Below are 23453 nucleotides of genomic sequence, written 5' to 3' on the forward strand. Positions count from 1 at the left end.
CATGACCGACGTCCCCCCGCTCGCCGAGATCCTCGAGACCGCACGGGTGGTCGCGCTCCCGATGCACACGCGCTTCCGCGGGGTGGACGTCCGCGAGGCGCTGCTGTTCGAGGGGCCGCAGGGCTGGGCCGAGTTCTCGCCCTTCGCCGAGTACGACGACGCCGAGGCGTCCACCTGGCTGGCCGCCGCGATCGCGGACGCCTGGCACCCCCGCCCCGACGCCGTGCGCGACGAGATCCGCGTGAACGCCACGATCCCCGCCGTGCCCGCGGAACGGGTGCCCGACGTGCTCGCGCGCTTCGACGGCTGCCGCACCGCGAAGGTCAAGGTGGCCGAGGCGGGGCAGGGGCTCTCCGACGACGTCGCCCGCGTGCGCGCCGTGCGGGCGGAGATGGGGCCGGAGGGGCGGATCCGGATCGATGCGAACGCCGGCTGGAACGTCGACGAGGCCGAGCGCGCGATCCACGCCCTGGCCCCGTTCGACCTGGAGTACGCCGAGCAGCCGTGCGCGGGCGTCGACGAGCTCGTCGAGCTGCGCGAGCGGATCCGCTATCTCGACATCCCGATCGCCGCGGACGAGAGCGTGCGCAGGGCGGAGGACCCCCTCGCGGTCGCCCGCGCGGGGGCGGCGGATCTGCTGGTGATCAAGGCGCAGCCGCTCGGCGGCATCCGCCGGGCGCTCGGCATCGTCGCGGAGGCCGGGCTGCCCGTCGTCGTCTCGAGCGCGCTGGACACGGCGGTCGGCCTGTCCCTCGGGGCGGCACTGGCCGCGGCGCTGCCGGCGCTCGACTACGACTGCGGCCTCGGCACGGCGTCGCTCTTCGCCGACGACGTCGCCGATGCCCGCCCGCACGGCGGGGTCGTGTCCGCCGCCCGGGTGACGCCCGATGCGACCGCCCTGGCCCGCCTGGAGGCTCCGGCCGCCCGCCGGGACTGGTGGCTCGCGCGGCTCACCCGCTGCCACGCGCTGCTGGACGCGGATCCGCGCTGAGCCGCCCCGGACCCGGGTCTCAGCCGAGCAGCAGGGACACCAGCCGTCCGAGCTCGACGCTCCCGGTGCGGCGCAGCTGGGCGTCGTCCTGGCCCGCCATCGCCCCCCGCACGGTCATGCCCTCCCAGACGACGAGCAGCATGCGGGCCGCGACCTCCGGCTCGACCCGCAGCGACATCGTGCCGGTCGCGACGATGTCGTCGATGATCCGCGCGATGCCGTCGACCATCTCCTGCTCCTGCTTGAGATAGGCCCGGCCCCAGGCGTGGTCGCGGAGCGCCCTCAGCCGGATCTCGCTGAGCAGCATCACACCCAGGCGGTCGTCGCTGCCGGTGTCCATGACCTGCTGCACGAGCGTGGTGGCGTCGCAGTCCTGGGCGAGCGCGCCGGCCTCGTTCAGCTCGTTCACCCGCGCGCGCACGGCGGTGAGCCGTTCGGCCGACACGGATCCGGCCAGCTCGAGGAACAGCTCGTCCTTCGACTCGAAGTTCGAGTAGAACGCACCGCGCGTGAAGCCGGCGCGTTCGCACACCGCCTCGACGGTCGCCCCGTCCAGTCCCTCTTCGGCGAACACCAGCGCCGCTGCCTCGAGCAGCCGCGCCCGCGTGTTCTCTCGGCTCCTGGTCGCATTGCCGGTCATCTGCACCTCCGTCGTCGCGCCGCTGTGCGCGATTCACATCCCGCGCACAGATTATCCCGGTGCCGTCGTTCTACGATACATTCACGTATCGAATACATCAGTGTATCGAACCCGCCTGAACTCCCTCCGGAGGAACCGTGTCGACTCTGCTCTCCTCGCTCGGACGCTGGTCGTTCCGCCACCCCTGGCGCGTGCTCGTCGCCTGGCTGCTGGTGCTGGGCATCGCCGGCGGCGCCGCCCTGGCGCTCGGCAAGGGCACCGACAACTCCTTCACGATCCCTGGCACCGAATCCCAGGCCGGTCTCGAGCAGCTCGAGCGCACCTTCCCCCAGGTAAGCGGCACGAGCGCCCAGTTCATCGTCGTGGCCGCACCCGGCGACCGGGTCACCGCCGCCGACTACCGGGATCCGATCGAGCAGACGGTCACCGACCTCGGAAAGGTCCACGGCGTCCTCGCCGCGACGAGCCCCTACGACACGCACGTCACCGGGATGGTGAGCGACGACAGCTCGGCCGCGATCGTGCGCCTGCAGTTCGACGGCCAGGCCTCCGACGTGTCCGCAGCCACCAAGGACACGCTGCGCACGGCCGTGAGCGACCTCGAGAAGGAGCTGCCGAAGGGATCCAGGGCGGTCATCGGCGGCGACCTGTTCTCGATGTCGATCCCGGCGATCTCGATCACCGAGGGCGTCGGGCTGGTCGTCGCCCTCCTCGTGCTGATCGTCGCGTTCCGCTCCTTCGTGGTCGCGGGCATGCCGCTGCTCACCGCGATGCTCGGCGTCGGCGTCTCGATGGCCGCGATCTTCGCCGCCACCGCCTTCGCCCCGGTGTCCTCGACGACGCCGCTGCTCGCCCTCATGCTCGGACTCGCCGTCGGGATCGACTACGCCCTGTTCATCATGGCGCGACATCAGGATCAGGTGCGCGCCGGCGTGGATCCGGAGGAGTCGGCCTCGCGGGCCACGGGCACGGCCGGATCCGCGGTGGTGTTCGCCGGGATCACCGTGCTCATCGCGCTGATCGGGCTCGGCTTCGCCGGCATCCCGTTCCTCACCACGATGGGGATCGCCGCCGCCGTGGCGGTGCTGATCGCGGTGCTGATCGCGGTGACCCTCACCCCGGCCATCCTCGGCTTCCTGAAGGGGCGCGTCGTGGGCCGCCCCGTCCGGCCGCGTCGCCCGCGCAAGGGCCAGCAGGACGCGACCCCGCGCCGCCGCTTCTCGGAGCGCTGGGTGGGCGGCGTCACGAAGCACCCCGTGCTCGTCGCGATCGCGATCGTGCTCGGACTCGGCGTCGTCGCCGTGCCCGCCGCGAGTCTCGCCCTGGCCCTGCCGAACTCCGGCGTGCAGCCGAAGGGATCCGAGGCCCGCGAGAACTACGACCTCACCGCCGAGCACTTCGGCCCCGGCTTCAACGGCCCGCTCATCCTCACCGGCACGATCGTCACCTCGAACGATCCGGTCGGGCTGATGAACGATCTCGGCGACGCGGTCGGCAAGCTCCCGGGCGTCGCCGAGATCGCCCTCGCGACCCCGAACGAGACCGCCGACACCGGCATCGTCCAGGTGATCCCCACCACCGCGCCGGACGCCCCCGCGACCGCCGACCTCGTGCGCGAGCTGCGCTCGCACCACGACGAATGGCTCAAGAAGTTCGGCATCGACGTGAAGGTGACCGGGTTCACCGCGGTCGCGATCGACATCTCCGACCAGCTCGGCGCGGCGCTCCTGCCGTTCGGCATCTTCGTGATCGGCCTGTCGCTCGTGCTGCTGACGATCGTGTTCCGCTCGATCTGGGTGCCCGTCACCGCGGCGCTCGGCTACCTGCTCTCGATCGTGGCCGCGTTCGGCGTGGTCTCCGCGGTCTTCGAGTGGGGCTGGTTCGCCGACGCCCTGCACGTCGCCCGGGTCGGTCCGATCATCAGCTTCATGCCGATCATCCTCATGGGCGTGCTGTTCGGCCTGGCCATGGACTACCAGGTGTTCCTGGTCTCGCGGATGCGGGAGGACTATGTGCACGACGCGGGATCCCGCAGCCCCGACCGCGCCGAGCGCCGGGCCGCCGCGCTGCGCGCCGTGCGCGGGGGCTTCACCGGCTCCGCGAAGGTCGTCACCGCCGCCGGGCTCATCATGTTCGCCGTGTTCGTGGCCTTCGTGCCCGAGGGCGACTCCTCGCTCAAGCCGATCGCGCTGGGCCTCGCCGCGGGCATCGCGATCGACGCCTTCCTCGTGCGGATGACCCTGATCCCGGCGCTCATGGCGATCCTCGGCGAGCGCGCGTGGGAGATCCCCGCATGGCTCGAGCGGATCCTGCCGAGCGTCGACATCGAGGGCGAGGCGGTCGAGCGCGAACGGCACCTGGCCGACTGGCCGGGGGACGACTCGGTGATCGCCGCCGACGGCGTGACCGTCCCGGGTGCGGTCGAGAAGCTCGACCTGCGCGTGCCGGCGGGCTCGGCACTCGTGCTCACCGGACGGGACGACGCGGTGCGCCGGACCGTGGCGCTGGCGCTCGCCGGACGCCTCCCCTCCGAGGGCCTTCTGCGCGTGGCCGGGCACCTGCTGCCGGGACGCGCCGCCTGGGTGCGCGCACACGTCGGCCTGGTGCTCGTCGACGACACGACGCACGCCGCGGCCGATGCGCCGGATCCGCTGCACGAGCTGCGCGAGGCGCTGCGCGGGCGCACCTCGCTCGTCGTGATCGACGGCGCCGATCGCCTCACCCTCGCGCAGGGCGAGCAGGCCGCGGCCATGCTGCGGGACGCGGCGGGACGCGGGGCTCTCGCCGTCGTCGCGACCGCCGCCGATGCCTCCGCGGCCACCCGGCTGCTGACCGACGCCGGGTGGACGGACATCGCCCGCCGGTCGTTGAGCGAGGATGCCGCAGGCGCCCCTCACCCGGGGTCGTTGAGCGAGGATGCCGCAGGCGCCCCTCACCCGGGGTCGTTGAGCGAGGACGCCGCCGGCGACCCTCACCCGGGGACGTTGAGCGAGGACGCCGCAGGCGCCCCTCACCCGGGGTCGTTGAGCGAGGACGCCGCAGGCGACCGAGACGAAACGCCGTCCCTGACGAGGCACCGCGTCTCGTCTCGCGCCGACTCCGACGCGCCCGCCACCGACCTCGACGAGGTGACCGCATGACCTCCCGTCTGTCCGCGCTGATCGAACGCGCCCGCACGCACAAGCCGATCACGGCGCTCACCCTCATCGGCGTGCTGCTGCTGCCCGCCGTGCTGGGCGGAGTGCTCGTCGCCGCCCTCCAGGATCCGACGCAGCATCTCGACACCATGACGGCGGCGATCGTGAACGACGACGAGCCCGTGAAGGTCGACGGGCAGCTCGCGCCGCTCGGCCGTCAGCTCTCCGCGGGTCTCGTGAAGGGCACCGGCGCGAAGGACGAGAACCTCACCTGGGTCGTCTCCAACGAGAAGGACGCGGCCGCGGGGCTCAAGGACGGCACCTACCAGGCCGTCGTGCGGATCCCCAAGGACTTCTCCGCCGCCGCGGTCTCGGGCGGCAGCGCGATCCAGGATCCGGGGGCCTCGGCGGAGCAGGCGACCATCTCGGTCACGACGGCGCCGCAGGCTCGCGCCGCAGACGGCCTCATCGCGAACCAGATCGCCGCCACGGCCGCCGCGACCATGGGCACGACGATCTCGAAGAGCACCCTGCAGAACGTGCTCGTCGGGTTCAGCACCCTGGGCGACAAGATCGGTCAGGCCGCCGACGGCGCCGACCAGCTCGCGAACGGCGCGAAGTCGGCCGCTACCGGAGCCGCCGCACTACCCGACGGCGCGACCAAGCTCGCCGACGGGGCGGGCCAGCTCGCCGACGGCGCGTCCCAGCTCTCGAACGGCCTCGGCACGATCGCGAACGGCATCACATCCGCGCAGACCGGTGCGAACCAGGTCGGCGCCGGGCTCGCGCAGGGGGCGGATGCACTGCAGGCGCAGGGGCTCGTGCCGGCCGACGTCAGCGGAGTCGCGGCGGCGACCGCGAGCAACGCGAAGACGTCGGCGGACCAGACTGCGGCACTTGCCGAGAAACTCGGCCAGCTGGCACAGGACTGCGCCAAGACTCCTTCGCTCGCCTCCGCAGACTTCTGCAAGTCGGTGGGCGGCGCCGCGCAGGATGCGATCACAGCGGCCACGTCCGCCGGCACCGCCAGCGGCTACGCCGCTGCCTCGGTCACCGCGCTCTCCCAGTTCAACACCGCCGCCACCTCGAAGGTCGCCGGCCAGCTCCGCACCGCAGCCGACGGCATCAACCAGCTCTCCGCAGGGCTCGGCCAGCTCGCCGACGGCACCTCTCAGAGCGCGACCGGTGCGGGGAACCTCGCCACCGGCGCCACGGGGCTGCAGTCCGGGGCGACGCAGCTCGCCGACGGCGCATCCCAGCTCAGCACCGGCATCGGATCCCTCGCGACCGGCACATCGAGCCTCGCCTCGGGTCTGCACCAGGCGGCGGATTCGCTGCCGAAGCGCACCGACAGCCAGGCGTCCTCGCTCGCCGAGGTCGTCGCGGATCCGGTCAAGGCCGACACCTCGGGCGGCATGTTCGGCCCCACCGCGATCCCGCTGCTGGCGGCCGTGGTGCTGTGGTTCGGCGGTCTCGTGTCGTTCCTAGTGATGCGCGCCTTCACCGCGCGGGCGCTCACCTCGCGCCGCCCTTCGGCCCTGCTCGCGCTGCGCGCGTTCGCCCCGGCCGCCGCCCTCGGTGCGGGCCAGGGTCTGCTGGTGGCGCTCGTGGTCGAGGTCGTGGCGAAGTACGACCCGTCGCGCTGGTGGGGCTTCGCCGGCGTCGCCGTGCTGGCGGGCGTGGCCTTCGCCGCGGTGAACCAGGCGCTCGTCGCCGTGCTCGGCGGGATCGGGCGATGGCTCGCGGCGATCATCGGCGTGGCCGCGCTCGGCGCGGGGATCATCTCGACGCTGCCCGGCTGGCTCGCCGCGATCGCCGGGTTCCTGCCCACATCGCCCGCGGCGACGGGCCTGCTCGGCGGCGACGGCACGGGCTCGGCGATCGCAGCACTCCTGGTCTGGACCGTGCTGGCGCTGGTCGCGACGACCCTGGCCGTGACGGCCCGGCGCACCACGAGCGCGAAGGCGGTCCTCGCCCTCGCGGCCTGACCGTCGCCTGCCCCCGCCTTGAGCCGCGAGACCGATCCTCCGTCCCGAGACCGCGCAAGAATCGTGCGGTCTCGGGACGGAGGATCGGTCTCGCGGTCGGTGACTCCGGCTCAGGCCGTGCGCGCCTCATCCGGCGGGACGACCTTCGCATCCTGCGCGGGGAACACCACCTTCTGGATGATGATGATCGCGCTCGCGGCGACCGGGATCGCGACGAGCGCCCCGAGGATCCCGCCGAGCGCGCCGCCGCCGACGGCCGCGATCACGACGAGCGCGCCCGGCACCGCCACCGCCCTGCTCATGATGCGCGGGCTGATGACGTAGGCCTCGATCTGCATGTAGACGAGGTAGTACGCGAACGCGATCAGCGCGGTCAGGGGCGAGACGAACAGGCAGATGAGCGAGTTGATGATGGATCCGGACAGCGTCCCCACGAGCGGGATGAGCGAGCCGATGAACGCGATCAGGGCGAGCAGCGCCGGCAGCGGCGCCCCGATGATCGTGAGGAAGATCAGGCTCAGCACGCCGTTGATGAGCGCCAGGCTCGCCTGACCGATCACGTAGCGGCCGACCGCGCCGGACACGTCCTCGACGATCTCGGTGAACCGGGCACGACGGTAGGCCGGGACGAACCGGGCCGCGGTGCGCTTCATCCCGCGCAGCGAGGCCATGAAGTACAGGGTCAGGATCAGCACGATCGTGAAGCCGGTGAACCCGCCGGCGATGCCCGCGCCGACCGCGAGCACGCCGCCGCCGATCTTGGTGAGGTTGCCCGGATCCTTGAAGAAGTTGGCGATCCCGTCCACGGCCTGGCTGAACGAGTCGCCGTACTGGGCGGCGAGCTGCGTGTACCAGGCGCTGTTCAGCAGGTCGTCGATCATCTTCGGACCGGTCTCGATGAGGTGCGCGATCTGCTGCACCACGATCGGCACGATCGCCAGCAGGACGCCCGCGAACAGGAGCACCACCACGACCACCACGATCGCCACCGCGGCACCGCGCGGGAGCTTCCGCTCGATCAGCCGCACGATCGGGTCGAGTCCGAGGGCGAGGAACAGCGCGATCCCGATGTAGACCAGAACGGTCGAGAGCTGCCCGACGATCGCGCCGATCAGCAGGGCGACGAGGACGCCCAGGGCGCCGACGAGACCGAAGGTGAACGGCTCGATCTTCCACCCTCCGGCCGACGCGCCCGGCTCCCCCGTGATGATCGTGACCTGACGTCTGCGCATGGTGCCCCCTCGTGTCGTGCTCCGCGTCGAGCGTATGTCACGGAGGGCCCGGATCACGAGGAGCGCGCGCATCGCTGCCGGCCGACTCGGCGTCTCGCCATGCGGACGCACGGCCTGAGCGGCGACCTCAGGGCGTCGCCGTGCGGATCCTGACCTCGCGCTCCATGCGCTTCTCGTGACGCTGCCTGCCCTTGACCGCCTCGGCCTCGCGGTTCTTGGGCGGCGCGGTGGTCACGAGCTGATCCAGCATGCGCCGGGTGGCCTGCGCGATCTCATCGATCGCCTGCTCGAACGCCGGCGTGTTCGCCCGGGACGGATGCGTGGAGCCGCTCACCTTCCGGACGAACTGGAGGGCGGCTTCCCGCACCTCGTCATCGCTGGTCGGAGGCTCGAAGTTGTGGAGACAGCGGATGTTCCGGCACATGCAGCGACGATAACCCCGTCACCCCGCTGCGCGCGACGGTCACCCCGCGGCACGCGACGGTCGCCCTGCGGCACGTGGGCCGGATCCTGCAGCTGCAGGATCCGGGATCGGCGGAGCGGGCCTGCCCTGGGGAGGGAAGCAGACCCGCTCCAGTCAGGATCCGGGCGGCCTCGGCGCTGCGGGAGGGGTCATGCGCCCTACTCCGTGCCGAACGCGCGGGCGGTCTCGAGCAGGATCCGCGCACCGAAGCCGGTGGCGCCGGCGGTGCGCCAGGAGTCGTCCTTCTCGGTCTGCATGGTCCCGGCGATGTCCAGGTGCGCCCAGGGGGTGTCGCCGGCGAAGTGCGCGAGGAACAGCGCGGCGGTGGTGGCGCCGGCGAAGGGGCCGCCCAGGTTGGCGATGTCGGCGATCGCCGAGTCGAGCTGCGGTCGGTACTTCTTCTCGAGCGGGAGCTGCCACACCGGCTCATCGACCGCCGCGGCCGCGTCGCGCACCGCATCGATCATGCGCTGGTCGTTGCCGAACACCGGGGCGGTCGCCGGTCCGAGCGAGACGAGTGCCGCCCCCGTGAGGGTCGCGATGTCGACGATCGCGTCGACCTCGGCCTCGTTCGCGAGCACCAGCGCGTCCATCATCACCAGGCGCCCCTCGGCGTCGGTGTTCTTCACCTCGACCGTGGTGCCGCCGCGCGCCGTGAGCACGTCGCCCAGCTTGTACGCGGTGCCCGAGGGCATGTTGTCGGTGCACATGAGCCAGCCCGTCACGCGCACATCGACCCCGGCGTCGCGCAGGCCCGTGAACGCGCCCAGCACGGCGGCGGCCCCGCCCATGTCCATCTTCATGAGCAGGTGCATCGGGTCGCTCGGCTTGAGGCTGATACCGCCGGAGTCGTACATGATGCCTTTGCCGACCAGGCCCAGGTGTCGCGTCGCCCCTTCCGGCGCGTACTCCAGCCGGATCATCCGGGGCTCCTCCACCGAGCCCTGGTTGACGCCGAGCAGCCCGCCGCAGCCGAGCTCGATGAGCGCCTGCTTGTCGAAGAGCTCGACGGCGAACCCGAAGCGCTCGCCCAGGGCGACCGCGATGTCGCCCAGATCGGTGGCGGTCAGGTGCCCGGGCGGGGTGTTCGCCAGATCGCGCGCGACGATCGCCGCACGCGCCGAGGTCACGGCGGCCGCGAGCGCCTGATCCGCGGCATCCGCCCCCGGCACCTCGAGCGACAGCGCCTCGAGCGCGACGTGCTTCGACGTCGCGCTCAGCTCCGTGTAGCGGTAGCGGCCCAGCAGCGCGCCCTCGGCGAGGGCCCGCACCGCGTCGGCCGCGGCCACGGGGCCGATCGCGGCGAGACGCAGCGCGAGCCGGGCGCGGGTCGCCGCGGCCCGCACGAAAGCCGCCGCCGCATCGCGCAGCACGGCCGCACTCAGCTCCGCGCTCGGGCCGAGTCCCACGGCGATGAGGTCGGGGCCGGCCGCCTGCGGCAGCACGAGGACGGATCCGGCCTTCGCCTCGAAGCCGGCATCGGCGAGCGCCGCACGGTCGAAGCCGAGCTCGGGCGGCACGGCGCCGTCGCTCGTGACGCCCACGCCGAGCGCCTGCGCGTCCGCGGCGGGCGGACCCGCGGTCACCACGGCCGCGTCGAGCGCGTCGAGCCCGGGGACGGTGCGGAAGCCGGCGGGGATGAGCTTGTTCGGGCTTCGGGTCATGGGTTCTGCTCCTTCATCCTTCGGGCCATCGGGGTCATGCGGTCGACGCGGTCACATCTGGACGGGTGAGCCCGGTCCCCACGGGATGCCGAGGAGGAACCAGACGATGTACAGTGCCGCCCACGAGACGAGCATCCACAGCGCGTACGGGATCATCAGCGCGATGATCGTGCCGATGCCCGCGTCCTTCTTGTAGCGCTGCGCCACCGTCACCATGAACGGCAGATAGACCATGAGCGGGGTGAGCACGTTGACCGGGGAGTCGCCGACGCGATAGGCCGCGAGCAGCGTCTGCGGCGCGACGTTCAGGGACGCGAAGATCGGTATGAACACCGGCGCGAAGATCACCCACTTGGGCACCAGGCCCGGGAGGATGAAGTCCAGGATCAGGATCACCAGGATGAACGCGATCAGCAGCACGATCGCCGGCACCTGCGCGGTCTGCAGCGCCTCCGCGGCGGCGATGGCCGCGACGGTGGGCAGGTTCGTCCAGTTGAACAGGGCGATGAACTGGGCGATCATCAGGAACATCACGAGCAGCCCGCCGAGCGAGCCGAACGTCTTGGCGATCGCGCCGACGGCGGCGGATCCGCCCCGCAGCGTCTTCGCCCCGTAACCGTAAGCGACACCGCAGACGAGGAACGCCAGGGAGATGATGAACACGAGACTGGCCATGAACGGACTGGTGCCGGCGACGTCGCCCGTCTGCGGTGCCCGCAGCGGCGCGCCCGGCGGGAGCGTGAGGGCGAGGATCACCAGCACGAACCCCAGCAGTGCCAGACCGGAGAACTTCAGCCCGCGCGCCTCGGCGTCGTGGTCGATGCCGTCCGCGTCGTCGACGATCGTCATCTCGGTCCGGTCGTAAGTCCCCAGCCGCTTCTCGGTCACGAACATCGTCACCAGCAGGGCGACGATCGTGAGCAGGAAGGTGGAGACGATGCCGAAGTACAGGTTGTGCGTGACCGCGATCGGCTTCATCCCGGCGGCCGTCAGCACGCCGTTCGTGACCTCGGTGAGCATGCTGTCGCTCGGCGTGATGAGGATGTTCGCGCCGAACGCGGCCCCGACCGCGGCGAACGCACCCGCGAGACCCGCGAGCGGATGGCGCCCGACGGTGAGGAACGCCGCGGCGGCCAGGGGCACGAGGATCAGGTAGCCGGCATCGGTGGCGACCGAGGAGAGCACGCCCACGAACAGCAGGATGACCGCGAGCCAGCGGCGCGGGGCGACTTTCACGACGCGGCGGATGAGAGCGCCCATGAGGCCGGCGTGCTCGGCGACGCCGACGCCCGCCATCGCGATCAGCACGGTCGCGACGACGCTGAAGCCGGCGAAGTTGTCGACGAAGGAGGTGAAGAAGAAGCGCAGGCCCTCGATGGAGAGGAGGTTCTGCACCGCGAAGGTGCGGGTCTCGACGATGTACTTCGGGATCACCGCCGGCTCGCCGGTGGACGTGTCGTAGATCATCCAGTGGCTGCCGAACTGATCGTTCAGCTGCTCGAACTCGCCGGTCGACACCGGCGTGGCCACCTGATCCGTCACCGAGACCCCGACCCAGCTGAGGATCCAGCTGAGGACCGCGATGAAGGCGATCAGGTACAGGAACATGATCGTCGGGTCGGGCACCTTGTTGCCGACCTTCTCGATCCAGTTCAGGAAGCCGCTGGACGAGTTCGCCTTCTTCAGCGCCGCGGCGTCGGCGGCGCTCATGATCGGCGGTCCAGGGGCCGGCCGTGACGGACGAGCGGTCGGGGATCTCGGCGCAGAGTCACGTCGCGCACCTCTCTCAGCTGCTCTCGAGGCCGACGGATCCGCCCGGTCGCGGCGACGACCCTGCGGTGCCGCGTCCCCCGCAGGAGGGGCGGGCATTCGGCACAGAACCGATGATTCCGAGGCGCCGGGCCGGGTGCAACCCCGCCCCCCAGACCTGGGGGTTGGTCCGGCTCGGCGGGGCACCTAGGGTGAGGCGAATGGATCCGATCATCGTCACCCTGATCATCCTGGTCGTGGCCGTCGTGGCCTTCGTCTCCAACCGGATCCCGCTCGGCGCCATCGCGATCGCGGTGTCCCTCGCGCTGTACCTCACCGGCGTGCTGAGCCTCCCGCAGGCGCTGGCCGGCTTCGGCGATCCGACGGTGCTCTTCATCGCCTCCCTGTTCGTGGTCAGCGAGTCGCTGGAATCGACCGGCATCGTCGCCTGGGCGGGGCAGCAGGTGATCAGCCGGGCGGGCACCCGGCAGAGGTCCCTGCTGCTCACGATCGGGCTGCTCGTCGCCGTCGTGACCGCGGTGATCAGCGTCAACGGCGCGGTCGCCGCCCTGCTCCCGCTCGTCGTGGTGGTGGCCGCCCGCGCACGGCTCAGCCCGTCGCAGCTGCTCATCCCGCTGGCGTTCTCGGCGCACGCCGGATCCATGCTGGCCCTCACCGGGACTCCGGTGAACATCATCGTCTCCGAGCTGGCCGAGGAGTCCGGCGGGCGCGGGTTCGGGTTCTTCGAGTTCGCCCTGGCGGGGCTGCCCCTCGTCATCGGAACGCTGGCGATCATCCTGCTCCTGGGGAAACGGCTGCTGCCGCACCGCACCCCGAAGTCCGTTCCGGTGGATCTCGAGCAACTGGCCGCCACGCTGCGCGCCGAGTACGCGATCGACGCCGACCGTGCGCTGATGACCTCCGGCCGGGGCGTCACCGAGGTCGTCGTCCCCCCGCGCTCACCGCTGATCGGCCTGCACGTGTTCCCCGGCATGTGCACGCCGAGCGGCGATCTCGTGATCCTCGGCGTCAAGCGCGGCGAGGACACGCTGTCCGACCACGGGGCCGACGTGCAGGCGGGCGACGCGCTGCTGCTCGACGGCACCTGGGACGATCTGCACCGGCACACCTCCGGCAGCGACGAGGTGCTCGTCGTGGACGACCCGGCGACCCTGCGTCGGGCCGTGCCCCTCGGGGCGGGCGCCAAGCGGGCGGCGGTGATCCTCGGGGCGATGATCGTCCTGCTGGCGACGGGGATCGTGCCGGCCGCGGTCGCGGGGCTGCTCGCCGCGCTCGCCCTCGTGCTCACCCGCGTGGTCAGCGTCACCCGCGCCTACCGCTCCATCTCCTGGACCACGGTGGTGCTCGTCGCCGGCATGATCCCGATGTCCACGGCGTTCCAGACCACGGGAGCGGCCGCGCTCATCGCCGACGGTCTCGGGACCTGGCTGAGCGGCGCAGGGCCGACAGCGGCGCTCACGGTGATCGTGCTCATCACGCTCGTGCTCGGCCAGCTCATCAGCAACACGGCCACGGTGCTGATCGTTGCTCCGGTCGCGGTCGCGCTCGCCTCGACCATGCACCTCTCGCCCCTGCCCTTCCTGATGGGACTCACGGTCGCCGGCGCCGCCGCGCTGCTGACCCCGGTCGCGACACCGGCGAACCTCATGGTCATGGAGCCCGGCGGATACCGCTTCGGGGACTACGCCCGCTTCGGCCTGCCGCTGATGCTGCTGTACTTCGCCGTCGCCGTCTTCTACGTGCCGATGATCTGGCCGTTCACCCGCTGACCCTGCTCGTCGAGCAGGATCCGCACGCTCGGGCCGTCGCCGAGACGCGCGAGGATCGAGACGATCCCGCCCGGACGCTCTCCGCGCGCCTGGATCGTGATCCCGGCGGACGCCTCGACGACATCGATGATGGCATCGGCCAGTGCATCCGGCATGGGGCGACCGCCCGCCCCCTCGGCGCCCAGCAGCACGACGTGCGCGCCCCGCGCCCGCGCGCCGGCGATGGCGCGCTCCAGCCGCGGGTGGGCCAGGTCGGCGGCCCGGATGCGATCCCTGATCGCGCCCTCCACGACCGTGAGCTCGCGCAGGAACTCAGCCTCGATCGTCCGGCCGGCGATGAGATCGGAGAGTGGCGGCCCCGCGAGCCGCAGGATGCCCGCGACCTCGCTGCGCGACGCGGACGCGACCGCCTCGGCCGCCCGCGCCTCGCGCTGCTCCCGTTCCGCCCGCACCGCCGCCGCGCGCTCCCGGCGCACCGCGACAGCGAGCACGCCCGCCCACAGCGCGCCGATGAGCGCCGCGCTCATCCCGGGGGCGACCAGTTCGACGAGGTCCTCCGGACGCTGGCCGGTGGCGGTGCCCCAGACGACGACGAAGGCGAGGACGCCGACGGCGCCCGCCACGCCGGCGAACGTGTTGCGGCGGATGATGAGCAGCGCCGCCAGGTAGGAGTTGGCGCTGAACAGCCAGATCTCGCTCGCCCCCCGGTCCGTGACGCCGAGGAAGGCGAGCACGGACAGCGCGACGAACAGCACGCCGCCCAGCACCATCAGCGCCGCGCCCCGCGACAGCGGCCCGGGTCGGCGCGAGGTCACCAGGATCGCGCCCAGCAGCGGGAGCGCATAGCTGAGCACGCCGATCGCCCCGCCGAGCACCGAGAACCGTCCCGCCAGCAGCGCCTGGACGAGTCCTGTCGCCCAGACCAGGACCAGGGCGACCCGCGCCGTCCGCGTGGAGAGCCCCAGAGCCGCCGACCCCGGGCTCACCTCCGCCACCCCAGCTCCACGACGGTTCCTGCGGCGTCGGCGCGCACCGAGGCGCTCCCCCCGGGAAGCGCCCGCATCCGGCCGAGGATGCTCTCGCGCACCCCGAGCCGCTCCTCGGGGATCGCGCCCTCGTCGAACCCGGGCCCGTCGTCGGCGATCGTCAGGCGCAGCCTCGCGGCGTCGAGCCGGCCGCGCACGCGCAGCCGCGACCCCGGGGCGTGCACCACGCTGTTGCGCAGAGCCTCCGACATCGCGGAGGCGGCCGCGTCGAGCATCGCACCCGGCACCGCCTCGGCCTCCGCGCCGCGCACGGCGCCGATCCGCACCTCGGCCCCCGGAGCGCAGCGCCGGGCCGCCGCCGCGAGGCGCTCGACCGCCTCGTGCACCGCGATCTCGGCCGATGCTCCGGGTCCCGCGGCGGCCCGCTCCAGCGCCTGCAGCGCCGTGCGTGCGGCGACGCGCAGCTCCGGCACGGGCTCGCCCGGCAGCCGGGTCGCCGCGATCAGCGTGGACAGCACCTCGTCGTGCACGATCCGCGCCAGCACCTGCTGCCGTTCCGCCACGGACCGCGCCTGCGCCCGCCGTTCGGAGATGCGCCGGTTGCGCTCGGCCACGCGCTCCCGCTCGAGGAGTCCGGCGCGGATGCCGTAGATGATCGCGACGAACGCGCCGTTGCCGAGGTGCACCGGCGCCTGCAGCATCGCCTCGTGCGGGATCCGCCCGAGGAACACCGCGCCGGACAGCACCGGCAGCAGGGGGCTCAGCACGATGTAGCCGAGCACGACCGGCCATCGAGCGAGCAGCGCGACGAAGCACATCATGATCGGCTCGAGCGCCCACACCCAGGGGCGAAGGGTGTCGGGATCGCCGCCCGTGTACCCCGCGAACACCGTCGCCTGGGCGGCCACGGTCGCCACGACGGCCGAGATCCACAGCACGCGCAGCCACGGGTTCGGCAGGATCCGGCCCGTCACCACGAGCACCAGCAGGATCCCGACGGTCCCGAAGGCCAGCGCCGCCCACCAGGGCGCGAACTGGGCCGGCGTCAGCCGCACCCGGGATCCCGCGGCGAGCACGATCACCACCCCGCAGAGCGCGAGGACCCACCCCAGCAGCCGGTCGATGTGCGCGACGCGCCCGTCTGAGACGGCGGTGTCGGGATCGGTGCTGCTCCCCGGAGAGCCGGAACCGGCGGAGCGGGTTCCTCCGAGACGCCGATCGGCGGATCTGCTCCCCATGCCGACGGCAGACGGCGGGACGGTCACCGCGCCTCGACCAGTCCGTCCTCGACGGCGCGGCGGAACAGGTCGACCTTGGTGGGCGCCTGCCGGTCGACCGCGAGGTATTTCTTGCGGATGTTGCTGATGTGCTCCGTCACGGTCTCGCGCGACAGGAACAGCATCTCGGCGACCTGATCGGCGGTCGCGCCCGACGCGTACAGCGCCAGGACCTCCGCCTCGCGGGCGGTGAGCCGCGCATCCACCAGGAGCCGGTCGCCTTCGAGCGCGGCCGCCCAGTCCGCACCGACGACCACCTCGCCGCGGAAGGCCGCCCTGATGCCGTCGACGATCGCCTTCACCGGCTCCGTCTTGCGGATCATCCCCACCGCGCCGGCCTGCGCGGCCTCGCGCACCAGCTGCGGCCGATCGCCGGACGTGTAGGCGAGGACCCTCGCGCCCGCCTCCGTGAGCCGGCGGGTGTTGGCGGCCGGCGTGGAGCCGTCGCCGAGCGCGAGATCGAGCAGCACCACCTGCAGGTTCTGCGACTGCGCGAGCACCTCCCGCGCCGACCCGGCTGCGGCGACGACCCTCATCCCGGACTGGGCGTTCACGATCGCGACCGTGCCCAGCATCATCGCCGGGTGGTCCTCGACGATCCCGATCCGTATGGTCACCGCTGCGCCGCCGTCCTCCGAGGTTGTGTCACAGCATATCGACGGCGAGAACGCCGGCGCGCGGGGATCCTGGGCCCGACCGGCCGGCGGTTCACGACCCGGCGGTCCCCGACACGGCCGCGAGCGCGAGCGTCGCCGCGATCACCGTGGCCGTCGCGCCGCCGAGGCCCCACAGGGCGAAGCGGCCCCAGGGCACCGACAGTCCGAGCGCGGTGATCCGATGGTGCCAGAGCAGGATGGCGAGCGAGGCCCAGGGGGTCACCAGCGGGCCGAGGTTGACGCCGATGAGCAGCGCCATGAGCGCGACGGGGTCGTGCGAGGCGATCGGCTCCAGCACGAGATAGGCGGGAAGGTTGTCGATGCCGTTCGCGGCGAGGGCGCCGAGGCCCGCCATGCGCAGCAGCTCGAGCGGTCCGTGCCCGGTCGCGGCGAGCGGCGAGAGCAGCGCCGCCAGGCCGCGGACGTGCGCGGCCTCGACGATCACGAAGAGCGCGGCGGCGAGGCCGAGCGCCTGCCACGGCACCAGCGAGAGACGCAGCGCCCTGCGCCGGCGGAACGCGAACAGGACGACGAGGATGAGCGCCGCCGCCGTCGCGGGGATCCAGACGTCGCGCACGAGCGCGAGCAGCGGCAGCAGCGCGACGAGCACGGCGGCCGATGCCAGGAGCAGCACGCGGTCCGCCGGCTGCGCCTGCGGCGGAGCCGGGTACGTGCCGAACAGCGCGCGCCGGTTCGCGACGGTGAGGATCACGACGGGCACGAGCACCCCCGCGAGCGCCGGCGCCCAGCTCAGCGCCAGGAAGGCGGCCGGATCCGATCCGATCGTCGGCGCCGCGAGCAGGTTCGTCAGGTTCGAGACGGGCAGCAGCAGCGACGCCGTGTTCGCGAGCCACACGGTGGCCAGCGCGAAGGGCAGGGGCGAGACGCCGACGCCCTGCGCGAGCAGCACCACGACCGGTGTGACGATCACGGCGGTCGTGTCCAGCGACAGGAAGATCGTGCTGACCACCGCGAGGAGGATCACCGCGGCCCAGAGCGCGATCACCCGGCCGCGTCCCCATCGGGCGAGGTGCTGCGCGACGACGTCGAACACCGCGGCGTGGCGCGCGAGCTCTGCGACGATCGTGATCGCGATCACGAAGCCGAGCACCGGTGCCGTGCGGGCGCCCAGCGCCTCGGCGTCCGCGACGGGCAGGACCCCGGTCGCCACGATGGCCGCGGCGAGGATCACCAGGGCGACGACCGCCACGGCGCCGGGTCGCAGGCGGGCCCGTCGCGCGGTCACCGTCGTCTCCGCCCCGGCGGGCACGCCCGCCGACCGCGGTGCGGATCCGCGGCGGGGGCCGGGCGAAGGACGAGGACGACCATCACGGGGTTCGCGGGCCCGACCGGGCGGCTCAGCTCAGGCCCGAGTAGACGTGCAGCCCCTTGAAGAACAGGTTCACGATGGTGAAGTTGAACAGCACCGCCGCGAAGCCGACGATCGAGAGCCACGCCGAACGGGAGCCGCGCCAGCCGCGCGTCGCGCGCGCGTGAATGTATCCGGCGTACAGCACCCAGATGATGAAGGTCCAGGTCTCCTTGGTGTCGAAGCCCCAGTAGCGGCCCCAGGCGTCGTTGGCCCAGATCGATCCGGCGATCAGCGTGAAGGTCCACAGGATGAAGCCGACGGTCGCGAAGCGGTAGGCGAGGCTCTCCAGCCGATCGGCCGTCGGCAGCGTCGCCAGGAAGCGCGGGCCTGGCTTCGCGACCTCGGCGAGGATGCGCGACTCGCGACGCGCCTGCATGAGCTGGAACACGCTGAGCGCGAAGGCCAGCGCGAAGAACGCCGTGCCGAGCGAGGCGACGAAGACGTGGATGACGAGCCAGACGCTCTTCAGCGGATCCGCCAGCGGCACGACCTGCGTGTAGAAGCCCGTCGCGGCGCCGCCCAGCAGCACCACGACGAGGCCGACGATGAACGTGCCCAGGTACTTCAGGTCGAACCAGATGTTCACGGCGATGTAGACCGCGATGATCAGGAGCGTGCCCGTCATCGCGAACTCGTACATGTTCGACCACGGCACCCGGCCGGCGGCGATGCCGCGCAGCACGACGCCGGCGAGGTGGAAGAGGAAGCCCAGCGTGGTGAGGGCGGTGCCGATGCGCGCCATCACGAAACGCGTCGGGGCGGTGCCGCCGTCGCCGGCGGACCCCGTCGGAGACGCCGCGGCGCCTGCCTTCCCCGCGCCGCCGGCGGGTCCCCCCACAGACGCCCCGACGAGCTCGCGCTCCGGCGCCACGGCCTTCGCGTCGGCCGCGACCTGCGAGCGCCGGGCCAGGTCGAACGCGTACGCGATGAAGGCGGCGGCGTAGATCGCGACGGCGGTCCAGATCGTCAGGATCGACATCGAGTCGAAGTTCATGGTGTCAGCCTACTTTCCACTACCGGTCGCCGAGCTGGTCGGAGCGTCCGCTGTCATCGGGCTCGGAAGCGGTCGCCGAGTCCGTCCCGTCGTCGACCGCCGGGCTCGCCGCGGTCGTCCCCGCGGCGTCGAGCAGGCGCGCGTGCCCGTCGCGGAGGTCTTCCACGGCGGCAGCCAGGGTCGGATCCTCCCCCCGGGCGAGGCCGGCGTACTCCAGGCGCACGGCGCCGTCGACGACCACGGCCTTGACCCACATCCGGCGGCGCGGCACGAACAGCGCCAGCACCAGGCCGAGCACGGCGAGCGCCGCGAAGCCGAGCACCCACTGCTCGGACGGGTCGTGATGGATCTGCAGCGAGACGTAGCGCTTGACCGACTGCGCGTAGTCCTTCGCCCCCTGCGGCGCCTCGTTCTCGAAGGTGATCGTGCCCATGCCGTTCGGCAGGTCGGTGGTCTCCCCCGGGCCCAGCTCGATCGACTTCACGCCGGTCTTGCCGCCGGTGAGCTGGGTCATCCCCGCGGTGTCGAGCACGTAGACCGAGCGCGGGGTGCCGTCGTCGATGCCGAGGTCCCCCGCGAACACGTTGAGGGTCAGGGTGGGGTTCACGAGCGCCGGGTACACCGAGGTGAGCGCGCCGCTGGCCAGCTGCGCGGAGGTCGGGTAGAAGAAGCCCTGCAGTCCGAGCTGCTCCGGCAGGCCGTCGGTGACCTTGACGATCCCGATCGACATCATCGTGCTGTTGTTCTGCGGCAGGAAGGGGACCGAGTCGTGGTAGACGACCTCGCCCTTCGCGTTCTTGACGGTGATCGTGGGGGCGTAGCCGTTGCCGAGCAGGTAGACGCGGTCTCCCGCGATGCCGAGCGGATGGTTCACCTGCACCGCGGCCTTGTGCGAGGACTGCCCCGGCTCCGACACGGTGACGTTCGCGGAGAAGTCGCCGGCCTGCCCCGAGGAGGGCTTGCCCTGCTCGAAGGGCTGGTAGGTGACGTCGAACGAGTCGAGCCGCATCCGGTAGGGCGCGAGCGCGTCGTCGGAGACGAACCGGCCGCGGTTCATGGACGAGTAGTCGAGCAGCGTGTTCACGAAGCTCGTGCCCTGCACGACCACGCGCTGACCGGTGTAGGCGAAGCTGCCGCCCACGCCGACCGAGACCAGCACGCCGACGAGGGCGAGGTGGAAGAGCAGGTTGCCGGTCTCACGGGCGTAGCCGCGCTCGGCCGACACCGAGAACCCGCGTGCGTCGTCGTACCGCTGCACGCGGTAGCGCAGTGCGCGCAGCTGCTTCTCCGCGATCGTGATCGCCTCGGCCGCGGCGGCCTTCGCGTCGGTCCCGCCGACGGTGCGGGTCGCCTCGCGGTGGTCGTCCAGTCGCGACAGGCGTGCGGGCGTGCGGGGAGGGCGGGAGCGGAGCGCCTTCAGGTGGTGATTGATCCGCGGGATCACGCACCCGACCAGGGAGAGGAACAGCAGCAGGTAGATCGCCGAGAACCACGCCGACAGATAGACGTCGAACAGCTGCATCGAGTCCATGATCGGGAACAGATCCGGATGGTCGACCTTGTACTGCGTGACGCCGTTCGGATCCGCCATCCGCTGCGGGAAGATCGAGCCCGGGATCGCGGCGATGGCGAGGATGAGCAGCAGCACGAGCGCGGTGCGCATGCTCGTCAGCTGCCGCCAGCCCCAGCGCAGCCAGCCCACGACGCTCAGTCGCGGCGACTCGACGCCGTCCCCGCCGGCGTCTCCGGATCCGTCGATGTGGTCGCTGGGGCGCAGCGGATCGGTCGATCCGCCGGCGCCGGACTGCTTCTTCTTCGGGTTCTTCACTCTCGGTCCCTGAGGCTCGCGGAGGGGCACGGTCTCGGATTCCTCCGCCGTTGCGGGGGCATCGGAGGCGGTCAGGTCAGAGCGGGAGTTCGACACTGCCGATCACCGCCCCGATGCTCGACATGATCGCCTTCCAGACGCCGGTCACCATGAGCAGGCCCAGCACGATCAGCAGCGCGCCGCCGACGACGTTGACCGCGCGCACGTGCCGGCGCAGGAACGACAGCGACCGCGTCGCCCATCCGAATCCGAGGGCGACGAGCAGGAACGGGATCCCGAGGCCGAGCGAGTAGGCGACTCCGAGCAGGGCGGCCCGGCCCGTGCCTCCCACGCTCCAGGAGAGCGCCACGATCGCCGAGAGGGTCGGGCCCATGCACGGGCTCCAGCCCAGGCCGAGCGCGATGCCGAGCAGCGGGGCGCCGATGAGCCCGGCGCGGCCGGAGACGTTCATCCGCATGGTGCGCTGGGCGAACCCGAAGAGGCCGATGAAGACGAGGCCCATCGCGATGATGACCGCGCCGAGGATCCGCGTGATGAGGTCGCCCCAGCGCAGGAAGAACATGCTCGCCGCACCGCCGACGACCGCGAACAGCACGAAGACGAGCGTGAAGCCGAGGATGAACAGCAGCACCCCGAGGACCATCTGGCGCCGGGTGGGCGCCGCCGTCGTGCCGTCCTGCCGCGGGGCGGAACCGCCCACCGCTCCCCCGACGAAGCCGAGGTAGCCGGGCACGAGCGGCAGCACGCAGGGCGAGAGGAACGACAGGAGCCCCGCGAGCATGGCGACGGGCAGCGCCGCCCAGAGCGCACCGGTCCCGACGATGGCGTCGATGTTCACGACTGGGGGGTCGCTTCCCGGGCGTCACTTCTCATTCAGGGCGTCCTGCACGAGGGTCTCCAGGATCGACGCGGATCCGATCGGGCCGATCACGCGTGCCGCGACGCGGCCCTGCTTGTCGAGGACGAGGGTCGTGGGCGTGGCCTGGATCGACGTGACCTCGGCGAAGGCGTACTTCGCGTCGCCGGTGTTGACGTCGATGATGCTCGGGTAGGTGACGCCGTACTTCTCGTTGAAGGACTGCGCCGTGCCGGGCTGGTCGTATGTGTTGACGCCGACGAACGAGACGCCCTTCCCGTCGAACTTCTGCCAGACGGACTCGAGGTCCTTGGCCTCGACCCGGCACGGTCCGCACGCGGCGTACCAGAAGTTGACGACCGCGACGTCGCCCGCGATGTCCGCGCTGCGGAACTTCTTGCCGTTCTCGAGGGTGCCCGCGAACGCGACCGGCTTGCTGCGGTCGGCCGGCTTGATCTCCTCGACGCGCATGCCGTCGGATCCGATGTAGCCCTTGTTGTCGCCGTTGCGGTACTGGTCGGCGACGGGATCGCTCGCGCAGCCGGCGAGACCGGCGACGAGGGCGGCGCCGAGCACCAGGGCGCCCGCCGTCAGGACCCGCGGGCGCCGGATGCGACGGACGCAGGGGCGATCGGCGGCAGTCTCGAGGGGCGCGGACGGGCGCGACGAACTCAGAGGCATGCTCGGAATCTTACGAAAGGACTCTATGCGCCTGGTGGGCGCGGGCTGGGGGCGCCGCCCGTCGCGGCGCGGTCGCCGGTGCGCGCAGGCCGCCTCCCGGGCTCCGCCCCGCGCTCAGACCGCCGTCGCGATGAACGCCCAGAACAGCGCACCGGCGTAGATCAGCGTGCCGAGCGAGGTGAGGGCGAGCGCGATCACCAGCTCGGCGGGCTGCCGGTACGCCCAGACGATCACGACCGCGGGCAGGACCGCGAGCAGCGCGAGCAGGCCGATCCACGCCACGGGGTAGAACAGCGCGAGCAGCACGAGCGCCAGGAATGGCAGGATCACGAACAGCGTGTAGAGGATCTGGGTGGCGCGTCGACCGATCACGACGGTCAACGTGCGCTTGCCGACCACGCGGTCCTGGTCGATGTCGCGGAGGTTGTTGGCCAGCAGCACCGCGCAGGCGAACAGGCCGACCGCCACCGCTCCGATCCATGCCTCCTGGGGGAGCCTGAGCGACTGCACCCAGGTGGTGCCGAGCGTCGCGACGAGCCCGAAGAAGACGAAGACGAACACTTCGCCGAGCGCGTTGTAGCCGTAGGGGCGCTTGCCGCCGGTGTAGAACCAGGCGGCGACGATGCACACGACGCCGACGGCGATCATCCACCACTGCTGCGTGCGGACCACGATCCCGAGCCCCGCGATCGCCGCGAGCCCGAAGAAGGCGAGACCGGTGTACAGCACGCTCTTCGCGCTCACCCGACCCGAGGCGGTGAGCCGGGCCGGGCCGACCCGGTGCGCATCGGTGCCGCGCACCCCGTCGCTGTAGTCGTTCGTGAAGTTCACGCCGATCTGCAGGCACACGGACACCGCGAGGCAGGCGAGCGCGATCACCCAGTGGAACTGCGGATCGCCCAGCCGCGCGGCCCCCGTGCCGACGAGCACGGGCGCGATCGCGAGCGGCAGGGTGCGCGGACGCGCCGCCCCGATCCAGTCGCCGAGGGTGACCGGCCGCAGCTGCTCGACCGGGCGCTTGGCCGGATTGCCGGAGCGGGAGTGCGTCGCCGGGCGCGCAGAGGCGGGCACGGTCTTCTTGGTCTTGCGGTTCGCCACCCCGGAATCCTAGCGGCGGCGGTTGTGGCGCCCCCACCGGCCGCACCTCCG

The 23453-nt window shown here is 72.1% G+C and carries 18 protein-coding genes; 4 read left to right on the forward strand and 14 right to left on the reverse strand.

Annotation, left to right across the window (positions count from 1 at the left end; all coding sequences use genetic code 11):
• Nucleotide 1: 1 nt before the first annotated feature.
• Nucleotides 2–991 (forward strand): o-succinylbenzoate synthase, encoded by a 990-nt coding sequence (locus J8G10_RS01795; protein WP_251438764.1) that lies wholly within the window; start codon nt 2–4, stop codon nt 989–991.
• Nucleotides 992–1010: 19 nt separating this feature from the next.
• On the opposite strand, the gene J8G10_RS01800 is transcribed toward J8G10_RS01795, so the two are convergent.
• Nucleotides 1011–1631, reverse strand: a complete 621-nt coding sequence (locus tag J8G10_RS01800; protein ID WP_251438765.1) for a TetR/AcrR family transcriptional regulator — start codon at nt 1629–1631, stop codon at nt 1011–1013.
• Nucleotides 1632–1768: 137 nt separating this feature from the next.
• Here J8G10_RS01800 and J8G10_RS01805 point away from each other — a divergent pair, with 137 nt between their 5' ends.
• Together J8G10_RS01805 and J8G10_RS01810 are read left to right on the forward strand one after the other, a co-directional pair.
• Nucleotides 1769–4771 (forward strand): efflux RND transporter permease subunit, encoded by a 3003-nt coding sequence (locus tag J8G10_RS01805; protein WP_251438766.1) that lies wholly within the window; start codon nt 1769–1771, stop codon nt 4769–4771.
• Nucleotides 4768–6756 carry a YhgE/Pip domain-containing protein gene (locus J8G10_RS01810; protein WP_251438767.1) on the forward strand — a complete coding sequence of 663 codons (1989 nt, stop codon included), beginning with the start codon at nt 4768–4770 and terminating at the stop codon, nt 6754–6756. Before J8G10_RS01805 ends, J8G10_RS01810 begins: the two co-directional genes overlap by 4 nt.
• A gap of 110 nt (nt 6757–6866) precedes the next feature.
• On the opposite strand, the gene J8G10_RS01815 is transcribed toward J8G10_RS01810, so the two are convergent.
• The 4 genes from J8G10_RS01815 to J8G10_RS01830 all read right to left on the reverse strand — a co-directional run bounded on the left by J8G10_RS01815 (nt 6867) and on the right by J8G10_RS01830 (nt 11825).
• On the reverse strand, nt 6867–7988 hold the full coding sequence (locus J8G10_RS01815; protein ID WP_251438768.1) for an AI-2E family transporter: 1122 nt from the start codon (nt 7986–7988) through the stop codon (nt 6867–6869).
• Between the two features lie 127 nt (nt 7989–8115).
• Nucleotides 8116–8412, reverse strand: a complete 297-nt coding sequence (locus J8G10_RS01820; RefSeq protein ID WP_251438769.1) for a DUF2277 domain-containing protein — start codon at nt 8410–8412, stop codon at nt 8116–8118.
• A 197-nt stretch (nt 8413–8609) separates the two neighbouring features.
• Complete coding sequence (locus tag J8G10_RS01825; RefSeq protein ID WP_251438770.1) at nt 8610–10115, reverse strand: leucyl aminopeptidase; 1506 nt, start codon at nt 10113–10115, stop codon at nt 8610–8612.
• A gap of 51 nt (nt 10116–10166) precedes the next feature.
• Entirely contained in the window at nt 10167–11825 is a 1659-nt protein-coding gene (locus J8G10_RS01830; protein WP_251438771.1) for an AbgT family transporter, read from the reverse strand.
• A 260-nt stretch (nt 11826–12085) separates the two neighbouring features.
• Here J8G10_RS01830 and J8G10_RS01835 point away from each other — a divergent pair, with 260 nt between their 5' ends.
• Entirely contained in the window at nt 12086–13654 is a 1569-nt protein-coding gene (locus J8G10_RS01835; protein ID WP_251438772.1) for an SLC13 family permease, read from the forward strand.
• On the opposite strand, the gene J8G10_RS01840 is transcribed toward J8G10_RS01835, so the two are convergent.
• The 9 genes from J8G10_RS01840 to J8G10_RS01880 all read right to left on the reverse strand — a co-directional run bounded on the left by J8G10_RS01840 (nt 13621) and on the right by J8G10_RS01880 (nt 23402).
• The gene (locus tag J8G10_RS01840; RefSeq protein WP_251438773.1) at nt 13621–14649 is read right to left on the reverse strand and encodes a hypothetical protein; all 1029 of its coding nucleotides are present in this window, start codon (nt 14647–14649) and stop codon (nt 13621–13623) included. The two genes, J8G10_RS01835 and J8G10_RS01840, sit on opposite strands and share 34 nt — an antisense overlap.
• Nucleotides 14637–15905 (reverse strand): sensor histidine kinase, encoded by a 1269-nt coding sequence (locus tag J8G10_RS01845; protein ID WP_251438774.1) that lies wholly within the window; start codon nt 15903–15905, stop codon nt 14637–14639. The genes J8G10_RS01840 and J8G10_RS01845 overlap by 13 nt, the downstream gene beginning before the upstream one ends.
• A complete protein-coding gene (locus J8G10_RS19520; protein WP_251438775.1) occupies nt 15902–16534 on the reverse strand; it encodes a response regulator transcription factor in 633 nt (210 codons plus the stop codon). Before J8G10_RS19520 ends, J8G10_RS01845 begins: the two co-directional genes overlap by 4 nt.
• Before the next feature lie 91 nt (nt 16535–16625).
• The gene (locus tag J8G10_RS01855; protein WP_251438776.1) at nt 16626–17819 is read right to left on the reverse strand and encodes an SLC13 family permease; all 1194 of its coding nucleotides are present in this window, start codon (nt 17817–17819) and stop codon (nt 16626–16628) included.
• Nucleotides 17820–17931: 112 nt separating this feature from the next.
• Entirely contained in the window at nt 17932–18939 is a 1008-nt protein-coding gene (gene ccsB / locus J8G10_RS01860) for a c-type cytochrome biogenesis protein CcsB (RefSeq protein WP_251438777.1), read from the reverse strand.
• A 19-nt stretch (nt 18940–18958) separates the two neighbouring features.
• Nucleotides 18959–20767 (reverse strand): cytochrome c biogenesis protein ResB, encoded by a 1809-nt coding sequence (locus J8G10_RS01865; RefSeq protein ID WP_251438778.1) that lies wholly within the window; start codon nt 20765–20767, stop codon nt 18959–18961.
• Nucleotides 20768–20843: 76 nt separating this feature from the next.
• Complete coding sequence (locus tag J8G10_RS01870) at nt 20844–21605, reverse strand: cytochrome c biogenesis protein CcdA (RefSeq protein ID WP_251438779.1); 762 nt, start codon at nt 21603–21605, stop codon at nt 20844–20846.
• A gap of 24 nt (nt 21606–21629) precedes the next feature.
• A complete protein-coding gene (locus tag J8G10_RS01875; RefSeq protein WP_251438780.1) occupies nt 21630–22304 on the reverse strand; it encodes a TlpA disulfide reductase family protein in 675 nt (224 codons plus the stop codon).
• A 114-nt stretch (nt 22305–22418) separates the two neighbouring features.
• Entirely contained in the window at nt 22419–23402 is a 984-nt protein-coding gene (locus J8G10_RS01880; protein WP_374208743.1) for a 1,4-dihydroxy-2-naphthoate polyprenyltransferase, read from the reverse strand.
• Nucleotides 23403–23453 lie beyond the last annotated feature (51 nt).

Origin of the sequence: Microbacterium sp. USTB-Y (assembly GCF_023703415.1) — a bacterium.
Classification (GTDB): domain Bacteria; phylum Actinomycetota; class Actinomycetes; order Actinomycetales; family Microbacteriaceae; genus Microbacterium.